This window comes from Streptomyces tailanensis (genome assembly GCF_008386495.1).
GTDB classification, from domain to species: Bacteria; Actinomycetota; Actinomycetes; order Streptomycetales; family Streptomycetaceae; genus Streptomyces; species Streptomyces tailanensis.
Map to the genome: position 1 here is coordinate 93,356 of NZ_VTHJ01000003.1, position 17,115 is coordinate 110,470.

Here is a 17,115-nt window from a genome sequence, read left to right on the forward strand (position 1 = left end):
CGCCCCCGCCGCCCCTACCCATTCCCATCCCCAGGGGCTGCGCCCCTTCGCCCCCCGAGGGTGCGTTCTTTGAGTGCGAGTGGGTGGGGGCTTGTCGCGCAGTTCCCCGCGCCCCTGAAGGGGCGCGGGGAACTGCGCGAGCAACCACACCAAGCCCGCAGACGCTCAACATCCGCAACCTCACGAGCTCTCCGGCGGGGTCGGCTACGGGCGCAGTGCTCGTAGCAGTAGGTCCGCCAAGTGGTCTGCGACCTCCTGGGGGGTCATCGGGCCGTCGGGGCGGTACCACGTGGACAGGTGGTGGACGGAGCCGAAGTGGTAGTCGACGACCAGGTCCGCGGGGGTCGCCTTGGAGAAGACGCCCGTTTCCTGGCCCTCCTCGACGAGCGCGCGGAAGCGTTCGTGGTAGCGGCGGCGCTCGGCGCGGACCTGCTTGTTCTTCTCGGGGCTCAGATGGTGCATGGAGCGGAAGAAGATCATCGCGTCGTCGAGGTTGTCGATGGTGGTGACGACGACATCGGCGGCGGCCCCCCGCAGCCGTTCCTCGATCGGCGCGTCAGCCCCCGCGAACGCGTCCAGCCGCTCCTGCTGGATGCGCAGCACGCGCGCGTACACCTCGTGCAGCAGATCGTCCTTGGAACCGAAGTAGTGGTAGAGCGCCCCCTTGGTGACACCCGCGGCCTCGACGATCTCCTGTACGGAGGTGCGGTCGTAGCCCTGCTCGGCGAAGAGCCGGGTGGCGGCGGCCAGCAGCCGCTGCGGGACGGGAGTACCGTCCCCGTCCGTCGTCCTGGGCACTGCCGCCACCTGCCTTCCGAGGTTCTGTTGTCGCCTGTCGCCTACTGGTCGTCCGTCGACCGCCGATCGGTTCCCGACCTGGCGGAATCGCGACTCCCGCCGGAGGATCATCCCACTCTCCGGGCCTGGTCCGCCGGTCAGGGCGGTCGGGGCGGTCAGCCCGTCGCCTCCCACTTCTGCTGAATGTGGTTCATGTTCGTCAGCCACCGCTCCGGATCGGCGGCCCGTGCCTGATAGAAATCGGCCACCTCGGGGTGCGGCAGGATCAGGAAACGGTCCTTCTCGATGCCCTCGAAGAGCGCGTCGGCCACATCCTCCGGCTCGATCGCGGTCGGCGCGAGCACCAGGTCGCCCGCGCTGCCGGATGCCGTCAGCATGTCGGTGCGCACCCCCTGGGGGCAGATCGCGTGGACCTTGAGGCCCCGGTGGCGGTACGTGAGCGACAGCCACTCGGCGAACGCGTACGCCCCGTGCTTGGTGACGCTGTACGGCGCGGCGCCGATCATCGTGAGCAGCCCGGCCGCCGAGACCGTGGACACGAAACGTCCGCTGCCCCGCTCCAGCCACTCCGGCAGCAACTCCTGCGCCGCCCGCACATGCGCCATCACGTTCACATCCCAGGCAAGCGCCCACACCTTCTCGTCGGCCGCCTCCGTACCCCCCGAGGCGACCCCGGCATTCGCGCAGTACACATCGACCACCCCACCGAGCGCCTCACGGGCAGCGCCCACAATCGCGGAGGCATCCCCGGGCACGGCGATCCCACCGATCTCGTCGGCCACGCCCCGCGCCCGCTCAGCGTCCAGGTCATTCACGACGACCCGAGCACCCGCCGCCGCGAACCGCCGAGCCAGAGCCGCCCCGATCCCACCCCCGGCCCCGGTGACGACCACTCCCGCACCCTGCGCGACTCCCACGATCGGTCTCCTTCGACACGGCGACGTACTCCTAATGGCTCCACTCAAGCAGTCAGACTAACCGGTCGGTATGTCACTGAGAAGGGTGCCCGAATTACACACGACGCGCGGAAGCGCTTAGCTTGCACAAACACCGCTCCCGCGATGACGGAGGTCACCCCCATGCACCTCTCCCGCCGCACCTTCCTGGCCGCCGCGACAACCACGGCCGCCTGCACCTCCACGGCCGACCTCACCACCACACCCCCGGCCGCGACCACCGCCCCACGGCTCGACACCGGCTTCGAGCGACTGGCAGCCTCCGGCTACAAACAACTCGGCAGCCAAAAGATCGGCATCGTCACCAACCCCACCGGCATCACCAGAGACGCCCGCCACATCGTCGACGTGATGCACACCGACGACCGAGTGGACCTCAGGGCCGTCTTCGGCCCTGAGCACGGCTTTCGCGGCACAGCCCAGGCCGGCGGCTCCGAGGGCCGCCACGACGACCCGGCGACGGGGCTGCCCGTCTACGACACCTACCTGAAGAGCGGCCGCCCGCTCGCGGACATCTTCACCGCCTCCGGCGTGGACACGATCGTCTTCGACATCCAGGACGTGGGCGCCCGCTTCTACACGTACGTCTGGACTATGTACGACTGCATGGAGGCGGCCCAGCTGGCGGGCAAGCGCTTCGTGGTGCTGGACCGCCCGAACCCAGTCACCGGCCGCTCCGCCGAAGGCCCCGTGCTGCACAAGGAGTTCGCGACTTTCGTCGGCCGGCAGCCCATCTCGCAGGCGCACGGGATGACGGTGGCGGAGCTGGCGCGGCTGTTCAACGGGGAGTTCCTCACCACGCCCGTACCGCTGGAGACCGTACTGATGTCGGGGTGGAAGCGGTCGCGGTTCTACGACACCTCCGGGCTGCCCTGGGTGCCGCCGAGCCCGAACATGCCGACACCGGACAGCGCTCTCGTGTACTCCGGGACGTGTCTCTTCGAGGGGACGAACCTGTCGGAGGGGCGCGGCACCACCCGACCGTTCGAGCTGCTCGGCGCCGAGGGCATCGACCGGCGCTGGGCGGCCGCCGCCAACGAACTCGACCTTCCCGGCGCGCACTTCAGGGAGGCGTACTTCGCGCCGACGTTCTCCAAGTTCCAGGGGAAGACCATCGGCGGCGTACAGATCCATGTCCATGACCGGGCGGCGTACGACCCCGTACGCACCGGTATCGGCCTCCTCGTGACCGCGAGGAAGGTGTGGAGCGGCTTCGCCTGGCGCTCCGACAACTGGATCGACAAGCTGACCGGCTCCGCGCGGGTACGCACGATGATCGACGCGGGGGCGGACACGGACGACGTGGTGGCGGGCTGGCAGGAGGAGCTGGCGGCGTTCCGAAGGGTGCGGAAGGAGTATTTGCTCTATCGGTAGTTACGTAGGCGTACGTGACGTATGGCCATCCTTCGCCGTTGGCAGGACCATGCGCGAAAGCGCACCACCAACGGGGGGGCGAAGGGGGCTCGTCATGGCGGATCCGGAAATGAGCGTGACTCCCTACTGGGAACTGACCTTCGACGCGGACGGGGACGTGGACACCGGGCAGCGGGACCGGCTGTTCGAGGGGGTCGGGCGGCGCGGGGTCGGGGACCTGGTCGTCTTCGCGCACGGCTGGAACAGCGACCGGTCCGGCGCGACCCGGCTCTACAGCCGCTTCTTCGCGCCGTTCCCCGAACTCGTCCCCAAAGCCGGGCTCGGGTACGTCGGGGTGCACTGGCCCTCGATGCGGTTCTCCGACGAGCCGATCCCGGACTTCGAGCCGGTCCGGGCCGCCGCCCCCAGCCGGCCCGTGCTCGACAAGGGCACCCGGCACGCGCTCCTGGAGGTCTTCCCGGGGCGGGCAACGATCGTCGAACAGCTCGCCCGGCTGCTGAAGCAACGGCCGGACGAGGGTGCCTCGGTGGAGGAGTTCGGGCGGCTGGTGCGGCTGCTGGTGGAGGTGCCGCCGCAGGGACCGCAGGGCGCGTTCACGGCGGACACGCTGGCGGAGGGGATGCCGGAGGGCACGCCCGGGATGCTGTGCGGGGAGCCGGTGACGGTGTGCGCGGACTGCGCGGCGGCGCTGACGGAGGTCGAGGGAGGCGCGTCGTTCGGTGTCTGGGACGGCGCCCATGAACTGCTGCGTCAGGCCACGTACTTCGCGATGAAGCGCCGTGCCGGCACCGTCGGTGAGCGCGGGCTCGGGCGGCTGCTCGGGCAGCTCGCGCGGTCGGCGCCGGAGGTGCGGGTGCACCTCGTGGGGCACAGCTTCGGTGGCCGGTTGGTGTCGTTCGCGTTGCGCGGGCTGCCGGAGGGCGTGCACTCGGTGAAGTCGGTGACGCTGCTTCAGGCCGCCTTCTCGCACTACGCGTTCGCGGCCCGGTTGCCGCACGACAAGCGGGCGAGCGGCGTGCTGAACGGCCGGCAGAAGCGGATCGACGGCCCGCTGGTGTGCTGCCACTCCAAGCACGACTCGGCCCTCGGCACGATCTACCCGCTCGCCTCCCGCATGGCGGGCGACTCGCGGGCGGTCGCGGGCTTCGGCATCGGCATCGGCATCGGCATCGGCATCGGCAGTGTGCTGGGGGCCAAGTGGGGCGCGCTCGGCTACGACGGGATCCAGGCCGTCAAGGGCACCCGCTCCTTCAAGCTCACCGACGCCCTCAAGGCCCAACTGCCCGGCTCGGGCTGTGTGAACATCGACGCGGCCGCCGTCGTGAAGAACGGCGGCCCGCCGTCCGGGGCACACAGCGACATCTGCCACCGGGAGTTGGCACGGGTGGTGCTGGCGGCGGGCCGTATCGACTGAGCCCCGGCCCGCCGCCGGCAGTCACTTACCGGTGCGAGGTGAACTCCACCACCTGCTGATAGGTCGGCCGGTTCTGCCAGCTGATCTTGTTGTGGTTGATGCCTCCCAGAGGCTGCTGGATGATCGAGTCGGCGCACCACTGGTCGCCCGCCGAGCAGAACTCGTCGCCGGGGTAGACCTGGGCGGCGGTCTTGCCGGCGGCCTCCTTGAGGGTGTTGATCAGGAGGGTGCGGCAGGCGCTGAGGCTGCCGCCGCCGCAGTACTGGTTCGCCAGCGGGCCCTGCACCGACTCACCCAGCACCGAGCGGATGTCCTTGTCGACATAGCTCCACCAGCCGTACTGGAAGGAGCTTCCGGCGTGCGAGCCGGTCGGGCCGTGCGCGGCCGACGGGGACTCGTCGATGGGGAGGTTGGCGGTGATGGCGGTGTAGAGGTCGGCGCCGAGGCCGGGTTCGAACTGGGCCTTCACCAGCAGCGGCCACCAGGCGTCCAGGATGCGGATCGCCTCGGCGCCTGCGTAGGTCTTCGAACCGGCTGAGGTCTCCGTGCGTTTCGAGCCCGACGACACCCAGGTCTGGAGCTTGCTGACCGCCGCCGCTGCCGTGGAGTCGGTGACCGTGCTGCTGTTGACGACCTTCAGCAGGTCCGGCACGACGTCCTCGGCGCGCAGGTCGGCGAGGCCCGCCTCGGCCATGGCCTTGGTCAGTGAGGCTCTGGTGACCCCACCGGCCGCGACCAGCCGCTTCACCCGGTCGTCCAGCAGATTGCCGCGGTGGACGGAGCCGTTGCCCCAGGGGGCGGTGGTGTACTCCTTGGCCTGCTTGTTGTTCCAGGAGATGTAGTACTCCTGGTCGATGGAGTTGGGGTGCTGGGCGGGCGGCGTGTAGTCGGCGACATTGGTGGTCGGGTTCCAGTTCCGCCACTCGTACGCCGACTGCGCCCAGGCCGGGAACTCGGCGTCGACGTTCGCGGCACGGACCGGGTTGTCGCCGCTGTTGTAGTACGCGGTGTGCTCGGAGTCGGCGTAGAACCAGTTGAAGGTGTAGTTGATGTTCTGGACGGCCTTCTGGAAGTCCTCGGGGCCCTTCACGTAGTCGGGGTCGTTGAGCATCTGGAAGCCGATGATCGACTCGGCCTCGTTCATGTACGAGGAGCGCAGGGTGGTGTAGGCGACCTTCTTGCCGTCGACCGTCGCTCGGTGGGAGACGGGGCCGTACTTGGTGCGCCAGACCTGCATGCGGTACGAGCCCGCCGGGGTGTCGTCGGCGGTGGTGGGCTTCCAGGCGTTGGTCTGCTCGATCTTCTCCATGGCCGTGCAGGTGCCGTGGTAGAGGTAGTGGACGTCGTCCTGGCACAGTTCGACGGCGTAGGAGTCGATGATGTCCTGGCCGGAGGTGGTGGCGCTCCAGGCGTAGTCCTGGCCGCGGCCGAGTTCGACGTACATGCTCAGGCCGGCGAAGGAGGCGCCGCGGGCGCTGATGCCCGGCCCCTGGATCTCCTGGAGCATGAGGAGCTGGGGCGCGAAGTAGCCGGTCTGGGGGCCGAAGACGGCGATGGGGTGGCCGCTCGCGGTGTGTTCGCCGCTGACGACGAGGGCGTTGGACATGCCCCGCCGGGCCGAGCTGAGGGCGCTCTCGGTGGCCTCGGACGACACACTCGTCGAGGCGGTCGTAGCGGCGCTGCCCGTGCGGTCGTAGACCAGCGGCTCCTCGGTGACCGTGCCGTCGTCGGGCAGGGCCATGCCCTGCGGATCGGCGGGCTTGGTGGCGTACGGGAAGCTGGCGTCGTGGACGGTGACGGCGGCCTCGGGGTCGTTGCGCTCGCGGAACGACTCCCAGACCTCGGTGCCCTCACTGACGCCGTACTTCTCCTGGGCGGCCAGCAGGGACAGGGCGTTGTTGACCTCGCCGCCGCCTCCGGAGCCGAAGAGGGCACCGATGACGGAGGCCAGGGCGACCAGGTCGGTGGGCTTGAACTTCTCGATGGTGCCGGCGTTGGTGACGGAGTCCTTGTGGCCGGTCAGGACGTACTCGCCGGGGAAGTAGCGGCCGCTGTCGGAGGCGTCGATGTAGGCGTTGATGCCGTCGATGTACGCCTCGACGTCGTCGAGGGCCAGTTGGCCGCGCTCGCCGTTGGCGGCCACGGCCTTGTCGATCTGGGCCTGGAGGTCGGCCTCGGTGTACGGGGCGTGCCGCCAGAACTCCTGCTCCAGGCCCTGGTTGGACTCGGCGCCGCCGGCGAACGGGGTCAGCTTGCCACGGCCCACATGCCGGAAGACGTCCATCAGCCACAGTCGGTCCTGGGCCGCCGCGTACCCCGCGCCGAACTCGGTGCCGTAGCGGGTGGTGCCCGTGATGTGCGGCACCCCGGTCTTCTTGTCGCGGACGATGGTGACGTCGGTGCGGCCGGCCGGGTTCAGGGTGGAGGCGACCTGGTCGGAGGCGACGCCGAAGGAGGCGTCGTTGAAGAAGGTGTTGATGGTGGCGTTGGTGAGACCCGAGTAGCCGGTGGCCAGGTTGTTGTAGGGGCCGAGCTGGTTGCTCGCGTTCTCCGGCATGGAGCCGAAGGCCTGGTTGAGGAGGATCTGGGCGAGGGTGGCGTTGCCGTTCTGCCCGGGCGGCAGGATGTCGGAGCACTGGCCGCCGCAGTGGTCGGTCACCGCGGCCGCCTCTACGGCCGTCGCCTCGACTGCACCCGTGTCGGCGGCCGCTGCCGGGGAAGTCGGGGAAAGAGGTGACAAAAGACCGGCAACGAGTGCGCATATCGAAGCGGCCTTGAGGAACTCCGGGAATCTGCGGGGAGTTCTCAGTCTGTCGAGCGTGTTGCGTGAGGTGCGTGGGGTGCGCCGTGGCATGGCAGCTCCTACCGACGGGTGTGGGGCGGACGTTACCGCCGGTATCCCCGAGTTTGAAGATGAACATGCGTCACGTTTTCTGGATCACCTCACCACGGCTCAGGAACAGGTGAGTCCAGGGACAGGTGACTGACAGCGTGAACAGGTACTCAGAAGTAGTCGTAAGCAGACAAGAAGAAGTCAGGGGCAGTCAGGCGTAGGCAGGAACGGTCCATGAACGGCTCAGCAGACGACTTATGGAGGTCATCGGAAATCGGATGGAGCCGAATCGCGTGTCGATACGTCTATTCGGCGACGTCCCGACGGACGACGCCGAAGTGACCGAAGTACAGGTGCAGGTGTGACGGAGGTGCAGGGCGATGGCCGGTTTCCGGAGTCTGGCAAGACAGGTGCGCGACCCGAGGTGCGATCTGGCACTGCGGCGATATTCGCTGCGCAAGTGCCTTGAGAGGTTTGCCCCTTACGGGCATCGGGCGACCTGGGACCACCTGTGCTCCCGGGCCGGGTTCGGTCCGGAGGACCGCAACCCCGATCCAGCGCGGCTCGTGGCCGCACTGGACGAGTTGGAGGAGGCCCGCTCCGTCTGGCTCGACTATGAAGTGCAGTTCGCGCAGCGCCGCAAGAAGGAGAAGCACGACGGGCTGCGCAGGCCGGGCAGTGTCGACGACTGGCACCGGCTGACCTGGGGCGGTTTCGGTGTCGCGTGGTGCGACAACCCCAGGGTCCATCCCAATGAACCACTGGCAGAGGTGCTGCGCCGGCTGATCGCCGCGCTGGAGCGCGAGCCGGGCTCGACCTGCCCGGTGTGCGAGGGCGAGCGCCTCATCTGGAAGTACGACCTGGCCCATGAACCGTCCTCGGGCCCGGTGTGCACGGAGTGCGGAATCGTGGTGCCACGACCGGTGCTGACATCCGAGGCCCTGGCCGAGTCCAGGCGCGTACGGATGCTGGTGTCGGCGTAGCACGGCGGGGGTGCGCCGGGGATGCCGCACCCCCGTGTATGTACGGCAGGACCGAGATGGCCCCTCGGAACGGCAACCCCTAAGGCCGCTTGACGTCCGTGTGGATGGCGAGCTTGAACTCGGCCAGAGTGATCGGCGTGGCCCGCTTGGTGTCCCCCACGCCGCGCGCCGATATCTTCAGGCCGAGCGGCGTCCCCTTGTGCACGAACATCTGCCACATGTAGGTGCGGTACTGGCCGCCCCGGGTGAGCGCACTGTCCGTGGTGCCGGTCGAGTCGTACTTCTTCGCTGTCAGGTTCAGCGGGTCGCGTACGAAGCGGGCCCGGTACTCGTGCGTCTGGGGGTCCGCCTCCCAGAACACCATCGCGGACAGCACACCCCAGCCGTCGCGGCTCGGCCAGATGAGCCCGGAGCGCGGGTCGGGGAACTTCGACGCGGTGTCGCCGCCGTGCGCCGGATCGTGCATCTTCCAGGGGTCGTACGACTCCTCGGACTTGGCGTAGGGGAAGCGCACCAGGTGGTAGCCGTCCGAGTCGTACGTGAGCTTCTGGCTCCCCGAGTGCGCCCGCTCCCACTTCAGCGAACAGATGACGACGCTCAACGACGCCTCCTCCCTCGTCGGAGGGTGCGCGACGCCTCCCCCTCTGTGTACATGACACTTTATCGACGAAAGCGGTTGCCCCGATGGTTCCCTGATGTTCAGTACATGCGGTCCCAGCGCTCCGGGACGGGGACGGCGAGGAGGCCGACCCGGAGGGCGAGGCCGTAGTCCCGGGCCTCCAGCCGGGCGAGGCCCTCTTCGGCGAGCCAGGTCTGCAGTGCCCGTATGTCGGAGTCCGTGGCGTCGTCGTACCAGCAGAACGGCGACTGGTCGGAGAGCAGGTCGTCCAGCCAGCGCTCCACGCAGCTAAGGAGATGTACGTCGGCGACGGGGCCCGAGCGCCAGCGGTCGAGCAACGGGGTCATGGAGCCGAGGATGGCGGCGCAGGTCTCGAAGACGTCCTGGATCGGATACGGCGACTCGGGCATCGTCAGGACGCCCTCCCACCAGGCGTTCACGAACGACTCCACGGCGGCGGCCTGTTCGGCGGGCCACGACCGCCAGTCCACCACGCTCAGACCATGGGTTCCGCAGCCGAACCTTTCCAGCGTGCCGTCGACCATCGCCCGCGCTCCCTGCGGCAGCAGGCGGCGCATCGCGGCGGCGTGGTCGTGGGTGGGGGTCCCCCCGGTTCGAGCGAAGTCGAGAACTGGGGGAGGTTGGACACCTCGTAGAGGTACCTGTCCAGCACGTCCGGGGGCACTCGCGTGTACGGCGTGCGGAGATACGCGGTCTCCTCCGGCGCGTGGCAGAGCCGGCATCCGGTCTCGCCGGGGCTCGCGAAGCCGTTGAAGACCGTGTCGATATCGGCAAGGGCGGCGGCGAGGGCCGGTGAGCGCATGGGTCGATCCTGTCGAGACTCCGGCCCGGGCGCGCCTTTCGGTGGCCCCCAGCCGAAGATCGCGACCCTACCAGTCGCAAATTCCCTCGCTCCAGCCCTTTCCCGTACGGACAGTTGGGGGCGATGAAACAGCCCTGAGGAAACCCAGGAACCGAGGAGAACCCCGATGTCGACGCTGCGCGTCACCGCCGAAGTGCTGACGATCCACGAACATCCGGGCGCCGACGCGCTGGAACTGGCCCAGGTGGGCCTGTACCGGGCCGTCGTGGCCAAGGGCGTCTACCGCACCGGTGACACCGCCGTATACATCCCGGAGCAGTCCGTGCTCCCGGCGGAGCTGGTCGAGGAGCTGGGGCTGACCGGCCGGCTGGCGGGCGGCAAGTCGGACCGGGTGAAGGCGGTACGGCTGCGGGGCGAGCTGTCGCAGGGCATCGTGTGCCGCCCGCAGGCGCTGGCGGACGTGGATCTGACGGCGGCCGTCGCCGAGGGCACCGACTTCGCGGAGCGGCTCGGCATCGTCAAGTGGGTGCCGCCGATCCCGCCCACGATGAGCGGCGAGGTCGAGTCGGCGCCGGATCTGCTGCCCTGGGTCGACATCGAGAACATCCAGCGCTACCCGGACATCTTCACCCCCGGCGAGCCGGTCGTCCTCACCGAGAAGCTGCATGGTTCGGCCTGCCTGGTGACGTACTTCGCCGAGGACGGCCGCGTCCAGGTCTCCTCGAAGGGCTTCGGCTCGAAGTCCCTCGCGCTGAAGGAGGACCCGCGCAATCTGTACTGGCGCGCCGTCCACGGCCACAAGGTCGCCGAGATCGCGTCCCGGCTCGCCGAGCGGCTCGGGGCACGCCGGGTCGGTCTCTTCGGCGAGGTCTACGGCGCCGGGGTGCAGGACCTGACGTACGGCGCCGACGGCCGCCGCGACACCCTCGGCTACGCGGTGTTCGACGTGTCGGCGGAGATCGACGGCCGGGTCCGCTGGCTGGACTCGGCGGAGCTGGACGGCCTGCTCGACGGTGAACTGCCCCTCGTCCCGAGGCTGTACGAAGGCCCGTACGACGTCGACCGGGTGCTGGCGGTGGCCACGGGCCGGGAGACGGTCTCCGGGCGCGACCTGCATCTGCGGGAGGGTGTGGTGATCCGCCCGGCCGTCGAGCGGTACAGCCCGGTGACCGGCGGGCGGGCCATCGCGAAGGCGGTCAGCCCGGCGTATCTGACCCGCAAGGGCGGCACCGAGTTCGAGTGAGAGCGCTGCCCCGCACGGGATCGGTGAGAGCCCCCCACGGGATCTTCGGGGGACCCGTGGGGCCGGGGAGCCCGGGAACTGCCGTTCAACGGCAGTTCCCGGGCTCCTCCTGTTCGGCCGTACGCGGCGACGGCTGCCGTGACTCCTGCCGTACGCCGGGGGCACGGCGCTCGACCATGAGGCGGGAGCCGCTCTGCCGTTCGCCGAAGACGTCGTCGGGGTTGGACAGCACGCAGGTGTCCAGGGACAGACAGCCGCAGCCGATGCAGTCGGTGAGGTGGTCGCGCAGCCGGTTGAGCTGCTTGATCCGCTCGTCCAGCTCGGATCGCCAGGCCTCGGAGAGGTGGGCCCAGTCCTCATGGGTGGGTGTGCGCTCCTCGGGCAGTTCGGCGAGCGCCTCGCGGATCGTGGCGAGCGGGATGCCGACGCGCTGCGCGGCCCGTACGAAGGCGACGCGGCGCAGGATGTCACGGCTGTAGCGGCGCTGGTTGCCCGTGGTGCGGCGGCTGCTGATCAGCCCCTTGGACTCGTAGAAGTGCAGGGCGGAGACGGCGGCACCGCTACGGGCGGACAGCTGGCCGACGGTCAACTCGTGGATCTTCTCAGGAATCTGCGGCACCCCTCCGACCCTACCCACACCGGGTGGGGTCGCGGTCCGTTGACAGGAGCCGCGCACCCGACCATGCTAAGCAGTTGCTTAGACCTTGATGCGCGGGATATACGGGATACGGGATATACGGGAGGCCGGGACATGGCAGAGCCGAGGATCTTCACGTCCGCCGATGAGCTGAAGGCGGCGGTGGGCGAGCAGCTGGGACACAGCGACTGGCTGGAGATCGACCAGAAGCGGATCGATCTCTTCGCCGAGGCGACCGGTGACCACCAGTGGATCCATGTCGACCCCGAGAAGGCGGCGGCCGGCCCCTTCGGCACGACCATCGCCCACGGCTATCTGACCCTCTCCCTGCTGCCGCTCCTGGTCCCCCAGGTGCTCAAGGTCGACAACGTCAAGATGGGCGTCAACTACGGCACCAACAAGGTCCGCTTCCCCGCTCCGGTGCCGGTGGGCTCACGCCTGCGCGCCACGGCGACGCTCCAGGACGTCACGGAGGCCGGCGGCGGGGTGCAGGTCACGGCCGCGGTGGTCGTGGAGCGCGAGGGCGGGGAGAAGCCGGTGTGCGTGGCGGAGTCGGTGTCCCGGTACTACTTCTGAGCGTCTCGGTACGGGGTGTGGCGCGGGCCACCGTGGGCGCCGCGCCACGGGTGCGTGTTCCCTGGTCAGGGCTTGGGCATCGGTGCGGCCGACACCGTGGTCGGGGCCACCGCGCGGCCCGTTTGAGGGGAGATCATCCCGGCGCACAGGCCGCGACTCGCCAGCCCCTGAGCCATGCGCGGGATCGCCGCGCGGGCGTTGGCCGACCAGTCGTGCATGAGCATGATCTGACCGTTGGTGAGCCGGGCGGCGGCCTGCACGATCGCGTTCGTACTGGCGCCGTTCCAGTCCTGCGAGTCGACGTCCCAGATGATCTGAGTCAGTCCGTACTTCGCCGCGACCGTCTTCACCGTCGCGTTGGTCTCACCGTACGGCGGACGGAAGAGTCTCGGAGTGCCGCCGCCCGCGCCCGCGATGGCCTGCTGGGTCCGGGCGATCTCCGAGTCGATCTGCGACTGGCTCAACTGGGTCAGGTGCGGATGGGTGTAGCTGTGGTTGCCGACCCACATCCCGGCGCTGACCTGGGCCCGGACCAGGGACGGGTTGGCGGCGGCGTACTGGCCCTGGTTGAACATCGTGGCCCGCAGCCCGTTCTGCTTCAGCGAGTCGAGCAGGCTTGAGGTGGTGCTGCCCGGGCCGTCGTCGAAGGTGAGCCCGACGTAGCCGTTGCAGGCGGCGGCATGGGGCGGGGCTCCCGCGGCGGGGATGAGCGTGAGGGCGACGGTGCTCGCGGCGGCCACCGCGACGACCGCCGACCTCACGCCCGGGGCACGGATCGAGTAGCGCTGTGTGGCCCTCATGGCTAGCGCACCGTGATGTTGGAGTTGCCGCTGCTGCGATAGCCCTCGGTCGCCATGATCATGTAGTAGCGGAAGCTGCCGAGGGGCATTCCGGCGCGGGCCCAGGCGTCGAAGTGGTTGCCGCTGGTGATGGTTCCGCCCGTCCGCTTCGAATGGCGGACGCTCCAGTACTGGTCGAAGGTCTTGGTGCCCTCGACGGACGGGGCGTTGTACCGCGTCGTCTTGTAGATGTCGTACGTACCGCCGTCGCTGGTGACGGTGCCCTTGTACGTTCCCGTGGGCCGGTAGGTGCCCCAGTTGTCGACGATGTAGTACTCGATGAGCGGGCTCGACGTCCAGCCGTAGAGCGTCAGGTAGGCGTTGCCGGACGGGTTGAAGGAGCCCGAGTAGGTCACGGTCCTGCGTGATCCGGTGCTCCAGCCCTTGCCGCACACGAAGTTGCCGGTGTTGCTCCAGGAGGTCCGGTAGTTGCCGCCGGAGGCCAGGGTCATGGAGACCGTTCCCGGTGCGTCGGTCCAGAACGAGTAGTAGTAGCCGTTGTTGGTGCCGGTCTGGTTGGTCGTGACGACGGTGTCGGCGTGTGCGGTACCGGGAAGGGCCACCGCGGTCGCGGCGGCCACCGCGGTCGTACAGACACCGGTGACGAACAGCCTGCGGGTCGGCGAGCCGGGTGCGGGTGCGTCGGTCATGGGCGTGCTTCCCCCTCGTCCTCGTGAGGTCGTGCCCTGTCAACGGGGAGTGTTGACCTGCCCCTGTCAACTGTCAATAGTTTCGGCGCGGGAACCGAAACTTTCGATCATGGGGGAGATCCACAAGGAGATAACAAGGACGCATATCGCCAGCTCACTGCGTACACTTGGCGATTCAGACCAATCCGACCACGGCATGCGCCGATGAGGCATCGAAGGGCCGTTACGCTACTTTCTTCGAATGTTTCGAAGTCTGTCCCGATCATGTCGGGCGACGCCCCGCCGAGGCCGAGAGCCCTACTTCTTTGCTCCCACCATCCGCAGCACCAGGTCCGCATACAGGGCGCCGACCTGGTCGGGGGTGCGGGGACCGCCCGCGTTGAACCAGCGGGCCACGTCGATGCAGAGGGAGAGGACGGCGATGGTGGTGCCCTTGACGTCGGGGACGTCGAAGTCTCCGGTGGCGACGCCGTCCTCGATGATGCCGCGCACGGCCGCCTCGTTCTGGCGGCGCAGGGTGACGATCTCGGCGCGCGCGTCGGGGCTGAGGGCGTCGAGTTCGTACTGGACTACGCGGGCGACCGTGTGCTGGCCGGCGTGCCAGCGGACGAAGGAGCGTACGGCCTCGGCGAGGCGGTCGGCCGGGCTGCCCTCGGAGTCGGCGGCGGTGCGCAGCACGTCGAGGGCCTTCTCGTGGCCGATGCGGCTGATCCGGTGGAGCAGCTCTTCCTTGGTCTTGTAGTGGATGTAGAGCGCGGCCGGGCTCATGCCCGCGCGGCCGGCGATGTCGCGGGTCGTCGTCGCGTGGTAGCCGCGCTCGGCGAAGGCCTCCACGGCGGCCACCAGCAGCCGCCGGGCCGCGTCCGGGTTCACCTCGCCCCACGGCTGCGGCTCGCCGCCGGCTGTCTCCTCCGCCGTACTCATCGCTCGTTCGCCCCTTCCCATGGCTGAGTACCACCATACCGTCGAGGGTGAGCGAGCGCTTAGAGTGCCCGCTCAGGGCGGTACGGGACGTACGGGACGGGGTCAGAGCTTCTCGAAGGGGTCGTGATCGGCGAGGAGCTTCTCCAGCCTCGCCTGGTCGACCCGGCTGACGATCTGCCCGGCCTCCTGCCGGTCGCGGATCACCTTGGCGAGGGTGAACGACGAGGTCACCAGGTAGAGGACCGCGATGGCCAGGAAGGAACGGACCCAGACGTCGGCGTCCAGGTTGTAGATGCCGATGGTGGTGGCCGCCATGGCCACGAGGAAGGATGCGACGGCCTGGCCGTAGAAGGCGGCCGTGTTCTGCTGTTTGACCGGTGTCTCACTCATGGGGACAAGGGTCGGTGTGTTGTGGTCCGGGCCACATCCGTTCGGATACTCAGATCAGAGCCCCTCGCACGCCCGCGTACTCAGAACGCCGATACGCCCGTCAGCGCGCGCCCGATGAGCAGTTTCTGTATCTGGCTCGTGCCCTCGTACAGGGTCATCACGCGGGCGTCGCGGAGGAGTTTGCCGACGGGGTACTCGTCGATGTAGCCGTAGCCGCCGAAGACCTGGAGGGCGTTGTTCGCGGCGCGGACGGCGGCCTCGGAGGCGAAGAGCTTCGCCTTGCTCGCCTCCGTGGTGAAGGGCAGGCCGCGGTCGATGAGGTCGGCGACGCGCCAGGTCAGGAGGCGGGCCGCGTCGACGTCCACGGCGATGTCGCTGAGGAGTTCCTGGACGAGCTGGTGGTGGGCGATGGTCTTGCCGAACTGCTCGCGCTCGGTGGCGTACTGGACCGCCGCGTCGAGTGCGGCCTGGGCGATGCCGACGCAGCCGGCCGCGACCGACATCCGCCCCTTGGCGAGCGCGGACATGGCGATGCCGAATCCCTTGCCCTCCGGGCCGAGCATCGCCGAGGCGGGGACGCGGACGTCCTCCAGGACCAGTTCGGCGGTGGCCTGGCCGCGCAGGCCGAGCTTGCCGTGGATGGTGCGGCGGGTCAGGCCGGGGGTGTCGGTGGGGACGAGGAAGGCGGTGACGCCCTTGTGGCCGGGGGCGTCGGCGGAGCGGGCGAAGAGGAGGACGACATCGGCCCAGGTGCCGTTCGTGATGAACATCTTGGTGCCGCTGATCACGTAGTCTCCCCCACTCTCGGCTCCGCTCGAGCGGGAGGTACCCCCATCGTCGCGGACCGCGCGAGTGGCGAGGTTGCCCGCGTCGGAGCCGGTGCCGGGTTCGGTGAGGCCGAAGCAGCCGACGTACTCCCCCGCCGTCAGGCCCGGCAGCCAGCGGCGCTTCTGCTCCTCGTTCCCCCAGGCCGCGACGGTCTTGGCGACCAGGCCGAGCGAGACGGAGACGATGCCGCGCACGGAGGAGTCGCCGCGGCCGAGTTCCTCCGTGACCAGGCAGTACGTGAGGTGGTCGCCGCCGGAGCCGCCGTACTCCTCCTCGATCGTGAGGCCGAGGAAGCCGACCTCGCCGAGCTTCTTCACGAGGGAGCGGTCGACGTTCTCGGCGCGGTCCCAGGCGATGACGTGCGGGGTGATCTCGCGCTCCACGAAGTCCCGGGCGAGTCCGCGGACGGCGGTCTGCTCGTCGCTGAGCTCCAGGTTCACGCCGGATCACCTCGCGTTCAGGGTTTAATTATCACTGCTAGTTTTATGCTCCAGCCCTACTATGTGCGCCATGGCCCGACCGCGCAAGCCCCTGTTGAGCACCGACCGCATCGTGGAGACGGCGCGGGGGCTGGTGGACGCGGAGGGGCTGGCCGCCGTCTCGACGCGGCGGCTGGCCGCCGAGTTGGGCGTGAGCGGGCCGTCCCTCTACAACCACTTCCGCACCAAGGACCAGATCCTGGAGGCGGTCGCCGACTCGGTGAGCGCGCAGGTCGATCTGTCGATGTTCGAGGACGGGCGGGACTGGCGTACCGCGCTGCACGACTGGGCCGTCTCCTATCGGGCCGCCCTGCGCGACCATCCCAACATCGTGCCGATCCTCGCGCGCGGGCCCGGGCGACGGCCGGCGGGGCTGCGGGTCGCGGATGTGGTGTTCGGGGCGATGGTCGACGCGGGGTGGCCTGCGGCGCAGGCCACGTCCATCGGAGCGTTGATGCGGTACTTCATCATGGGGTCCGCGATCGGGTCGTTCGCCGGGGGGTTCGTGGATGACGAGAGTGCGTACGATCCGGCCGACTATCCGCATCTCGGGCAGGCGCATCTCTTGGCGGAGCAGCAGGAGAAGGTGGACGAGCGGGCGTTCGAGACGGGGTTGAACGCGCTGTTGGACGGGTTGGCCGTGCAGTACGAGCGGGTGGTGCGGCGGGGTTACTAGGTGCCCGGCGTGGCGCTGGGGCGGGGGGTGGGTTTCGCTCACCGGCGCCGGCCGGGTGCCGCTGCGCCCACCC

Annotated in this window: 18 protein-coding genes; 6 read left to right on the forward strand and 12 right to left on the reverse strand. The window is 69.2% G+C overall.

Annotation, left to right across the window (positions count from 1 at the left end; translation table 11 throughout):
* Window positions 1-204: 204 nt before the first annotated feature.
* Complete coding sequence (locus tag F3T56_RS04085) at window positions 205-798, reverse strand: TetR/AcrR family transcriptional regulator (protein ID WP_149823289.1); 594 nt, start codon at window positions 796-798, stop codon at window positions 205-207.
* Between the two features lie 155 nt (window positions 799-953).
* A complete protein-coding gene (locus F3T56_RS04090) occupies window positions 954-1,715 on the reverse strand; it encodes an SDR family oxidoreductase (RefSeq protein WP_425473540.1) in 762 nt (253 codons plus the stop codon).
* A gap of 162 nt (window positions 1,716-1,877) precedes the next feature.
* Between F3T56_RS04090 and F3T56_RS04095 the strand changes: the two genes are divergently transcribed.
* On the forward strand, window positions 1,878-3,128 hold the full coding sequence (locus tag F3T56_RS04095; RefSeq protein ID WP_149823395.1) for an exo-beta-N-acetylmuramidase NamZ family protein: 1,251 nt from the start codon (window positions 1,878-1,880) through the stop codon (window positions 3,126-3,128).
* Window positions 3,129-3,222: 94 nt separating this feature from the next.
* Entirely contained in the window at window positions 3,223-4,542 is a 1,320-nt protein-coding gene (locus F3T56_RS04100) for a serine-threonine protein kinase (RefSeq protein ID WP_149823290.1), read from the forward strand.
* 25 nt (window positions 4,543-4,567) lie between these two features.
* Here the strand turns inward: F3T56_RS04100 and F3T56_RS04105 are convergent, their stop codons facing one another.
* Window positions 4,568-7,396, reverse strand: a complete 2,829-nt coding sequence (locus tag F3T56_RS04105) for a penicillin acylase family protein (RefSeq protein WP_149823291.1) — start codon at window positions 7,394-7,396, stop codon at window positions 4,568-4,570.
* A gap of 359 nt (window positions 7,397-7,755) precedes the next feature.
* Between F3T56_RS04105 and F3T56_RS04110 the strand changes: the two genes are divergently transcribed.
* Entirely contained in the window at window positions 7,756-8,358 is a 603-nt protein-coding gene (locus tag F3T56_RS04110) for a hypothetical protein (RefSeq protein WP_149823292.1), read from the forward strand.
* A gap of 79 nt (window positions 8,359-8,437) precedes the next feature.
* Here the strand turns inward: F3T56_RS04110 and F3T56_RS04115 are convergent, their stop codons facing one another.
* From F3T56_RS04115 to F3T56_RS47435, 3 genes are all read right to left on the reverse strand, one after another.
* Window positions 8,438-8,959: a hypothetical protein gene (locus tag F3T56_RS04115; protein ID WP_149823293.1), complete on the reverse strand. Its 522-nt coding sequence runs from the start codon at window positions 8,957-8,959 to the stop codon at window positions 8,438-8,440.
* A gap of 98 nt (window positions 8,960-9,057) precedes the next feature.
* Window positions 9,058-9,522, reverse strand: coding sequence for a hypothetical protein (locus tag F3T56_RS47430; protein ID WP_246203395.1), 465 nt, complete (start codon window positions 9,520-9,522; stop codon window positions 9,058-9,060).
* A complete protein-coding gene (locus tag F3T56_RS47435; RefSeq protein ID WP_246203397.1) occupies window positions 9,474-9,800 on the reverse strand; it encodes a hypothetical protein in 327 nt (108 codons plus the stop codon). The genes F3T56_RS47430 and F3T56_RS47435 overlap by 49 nt, the downstream gene beginning before the upstream one ends.
* 166 nt (window positions 9,801-9,966) lie before the next feature.
* Between F3T56_RS47435 and F3T56_RS04125 the strand changes: the two genes are divergently transcribed.
* A complete protein-coding gene (locus tag F3T56_RS04125; protein WP_149823294.1) occupies window positions 9,967-11,043 on the forward strand; it encodes an RNA ligase (ATP) in 1,077 nt (358 codons plus the stop codon).
* An 85-nt stretch (window positions 11,044-11,128) separates the two neighbouring features.
* On the opposite strand, the gene soxR is transcribed toward F3T56_RS04125, so the two are convergent.
* The gene (gene soxR / locus F3T56_RS04130; RefSeq protein ID WP_149823295.1) at window positions 11,129-11,662 is read right to left on the reverse strand and encodes a redox-sensitive transcriptional activator SoxR; all 534 of its coding nucleotides are present in this window, start codon (window positions 11,660-11,662) and stop codon (window positions 11,129-11,131) included.
* Window positions 11,663-11,794: 132 nt separating this feature from the next.
* On the opposite strand from soxR, the gene F3T56_RS04135 reads away from it, so the two are divergent.
* Complete coding sequence (locus tag F3T56_RS04135) at window positions 11,795-12,256, forward strand: MaoC family dehydratase (RefSeq protein WP_149823296.1); 462 nt, start codon at window positions 11,795-11,797, stop codon at window positions 12,254-12,256.
* 65 nt (window positions 12,257-12,321) lie between these two features.
* On the opposite strand, the gene F3T56_RS04140 is transcribed toward F3T56_RS04135, so the two are convergent.
* The 5 genes from F3T56_RS04140 to F3T56_RS04160 all read right to left on the reverse strand — a co-directional run bounded on the left by F3T56_RS04140 (window position 12,322) and on the right by F3T56_RS04160 (window position 16,327).
* Complete coding sequence (locus F3T56_RS04140; RefSeq protein ID WP_149823297.1) at window positions 12,322-13,056, reverse strand: polysaccharide deacetylase family protein; 735 nt, start codon at window positions 13,054-13,056, stop codon at window positions 12,322-12,324.
* A gap of 2 nt (window positions 13,057-13,058) precedes the next feature.
* Window positions 13,059-13,745, reverse strand: a complete 687-nt coding sequence (locus tag F3T56_RS04145; protein ID WP_149823298.1) for a glycoside hydrolase family 11 protein — start codon at window positions 13,743-13,745, stop codon at window positions 13,059-13,061.
* A gap of 297 nt (window positions 13,746-14,042) precedes the next feature.
* Window positions 14,043-14,669, reverse strand: a complete 627-nt coding sequence (locus tag F3T56_RS04150) for a TetR/AcrR family transcriptional regulator (RefSeq protein ID WP_149823299.1) — start codon at window positions 14,667-14,669, stop codon at window positions 14,043-14,045.
* 102 nt (window positions 14,670-14,771) lie between these two features.
* Window positions 14,772-15,059, reverse strand: coding sequence for a YiaA/YiaB family inner membrane protein (locus tag F3T56_RS04155; RefSeq protein ID WP_149823300.1), 288 nt, complete (start codon window positions 15,057-15,059; stop codon window positions 14,772-14,774).
* A gap of 80 nt (window positions 15,060-15,139) precedes the next feature.
* Window positions 15,140-16,327, reverse strand: a complete 1,188-nt coding sequence (locus F3T56_RS04160; protein WP_149823301.1) for an acyl-CoA dehydrogenase family protein — start codon at window positions 16,325-16,327, stop codon at window positions 15,140-15,142.
* Between the two features lie 70 nt (window positions 16,328-16,397).
* On the opposite strand from F3T56_RS04160, the gene F3T56_RS04165 reads away from it, so the two are divergent.
* On the forward strand, window positions 16,398-17,042 hold the full coding sequence (locus F3T56_RS04165; protein ID WP_149823302.1) for a TetR/AcrR family transcriptional regulator: 645 nt from the start codon (window positions 16,398-16,400) through the stop codon (window positions 17,040-17,042).
* Window positions 17,043-17,115 lie beyond the last annotated feature (73 nt).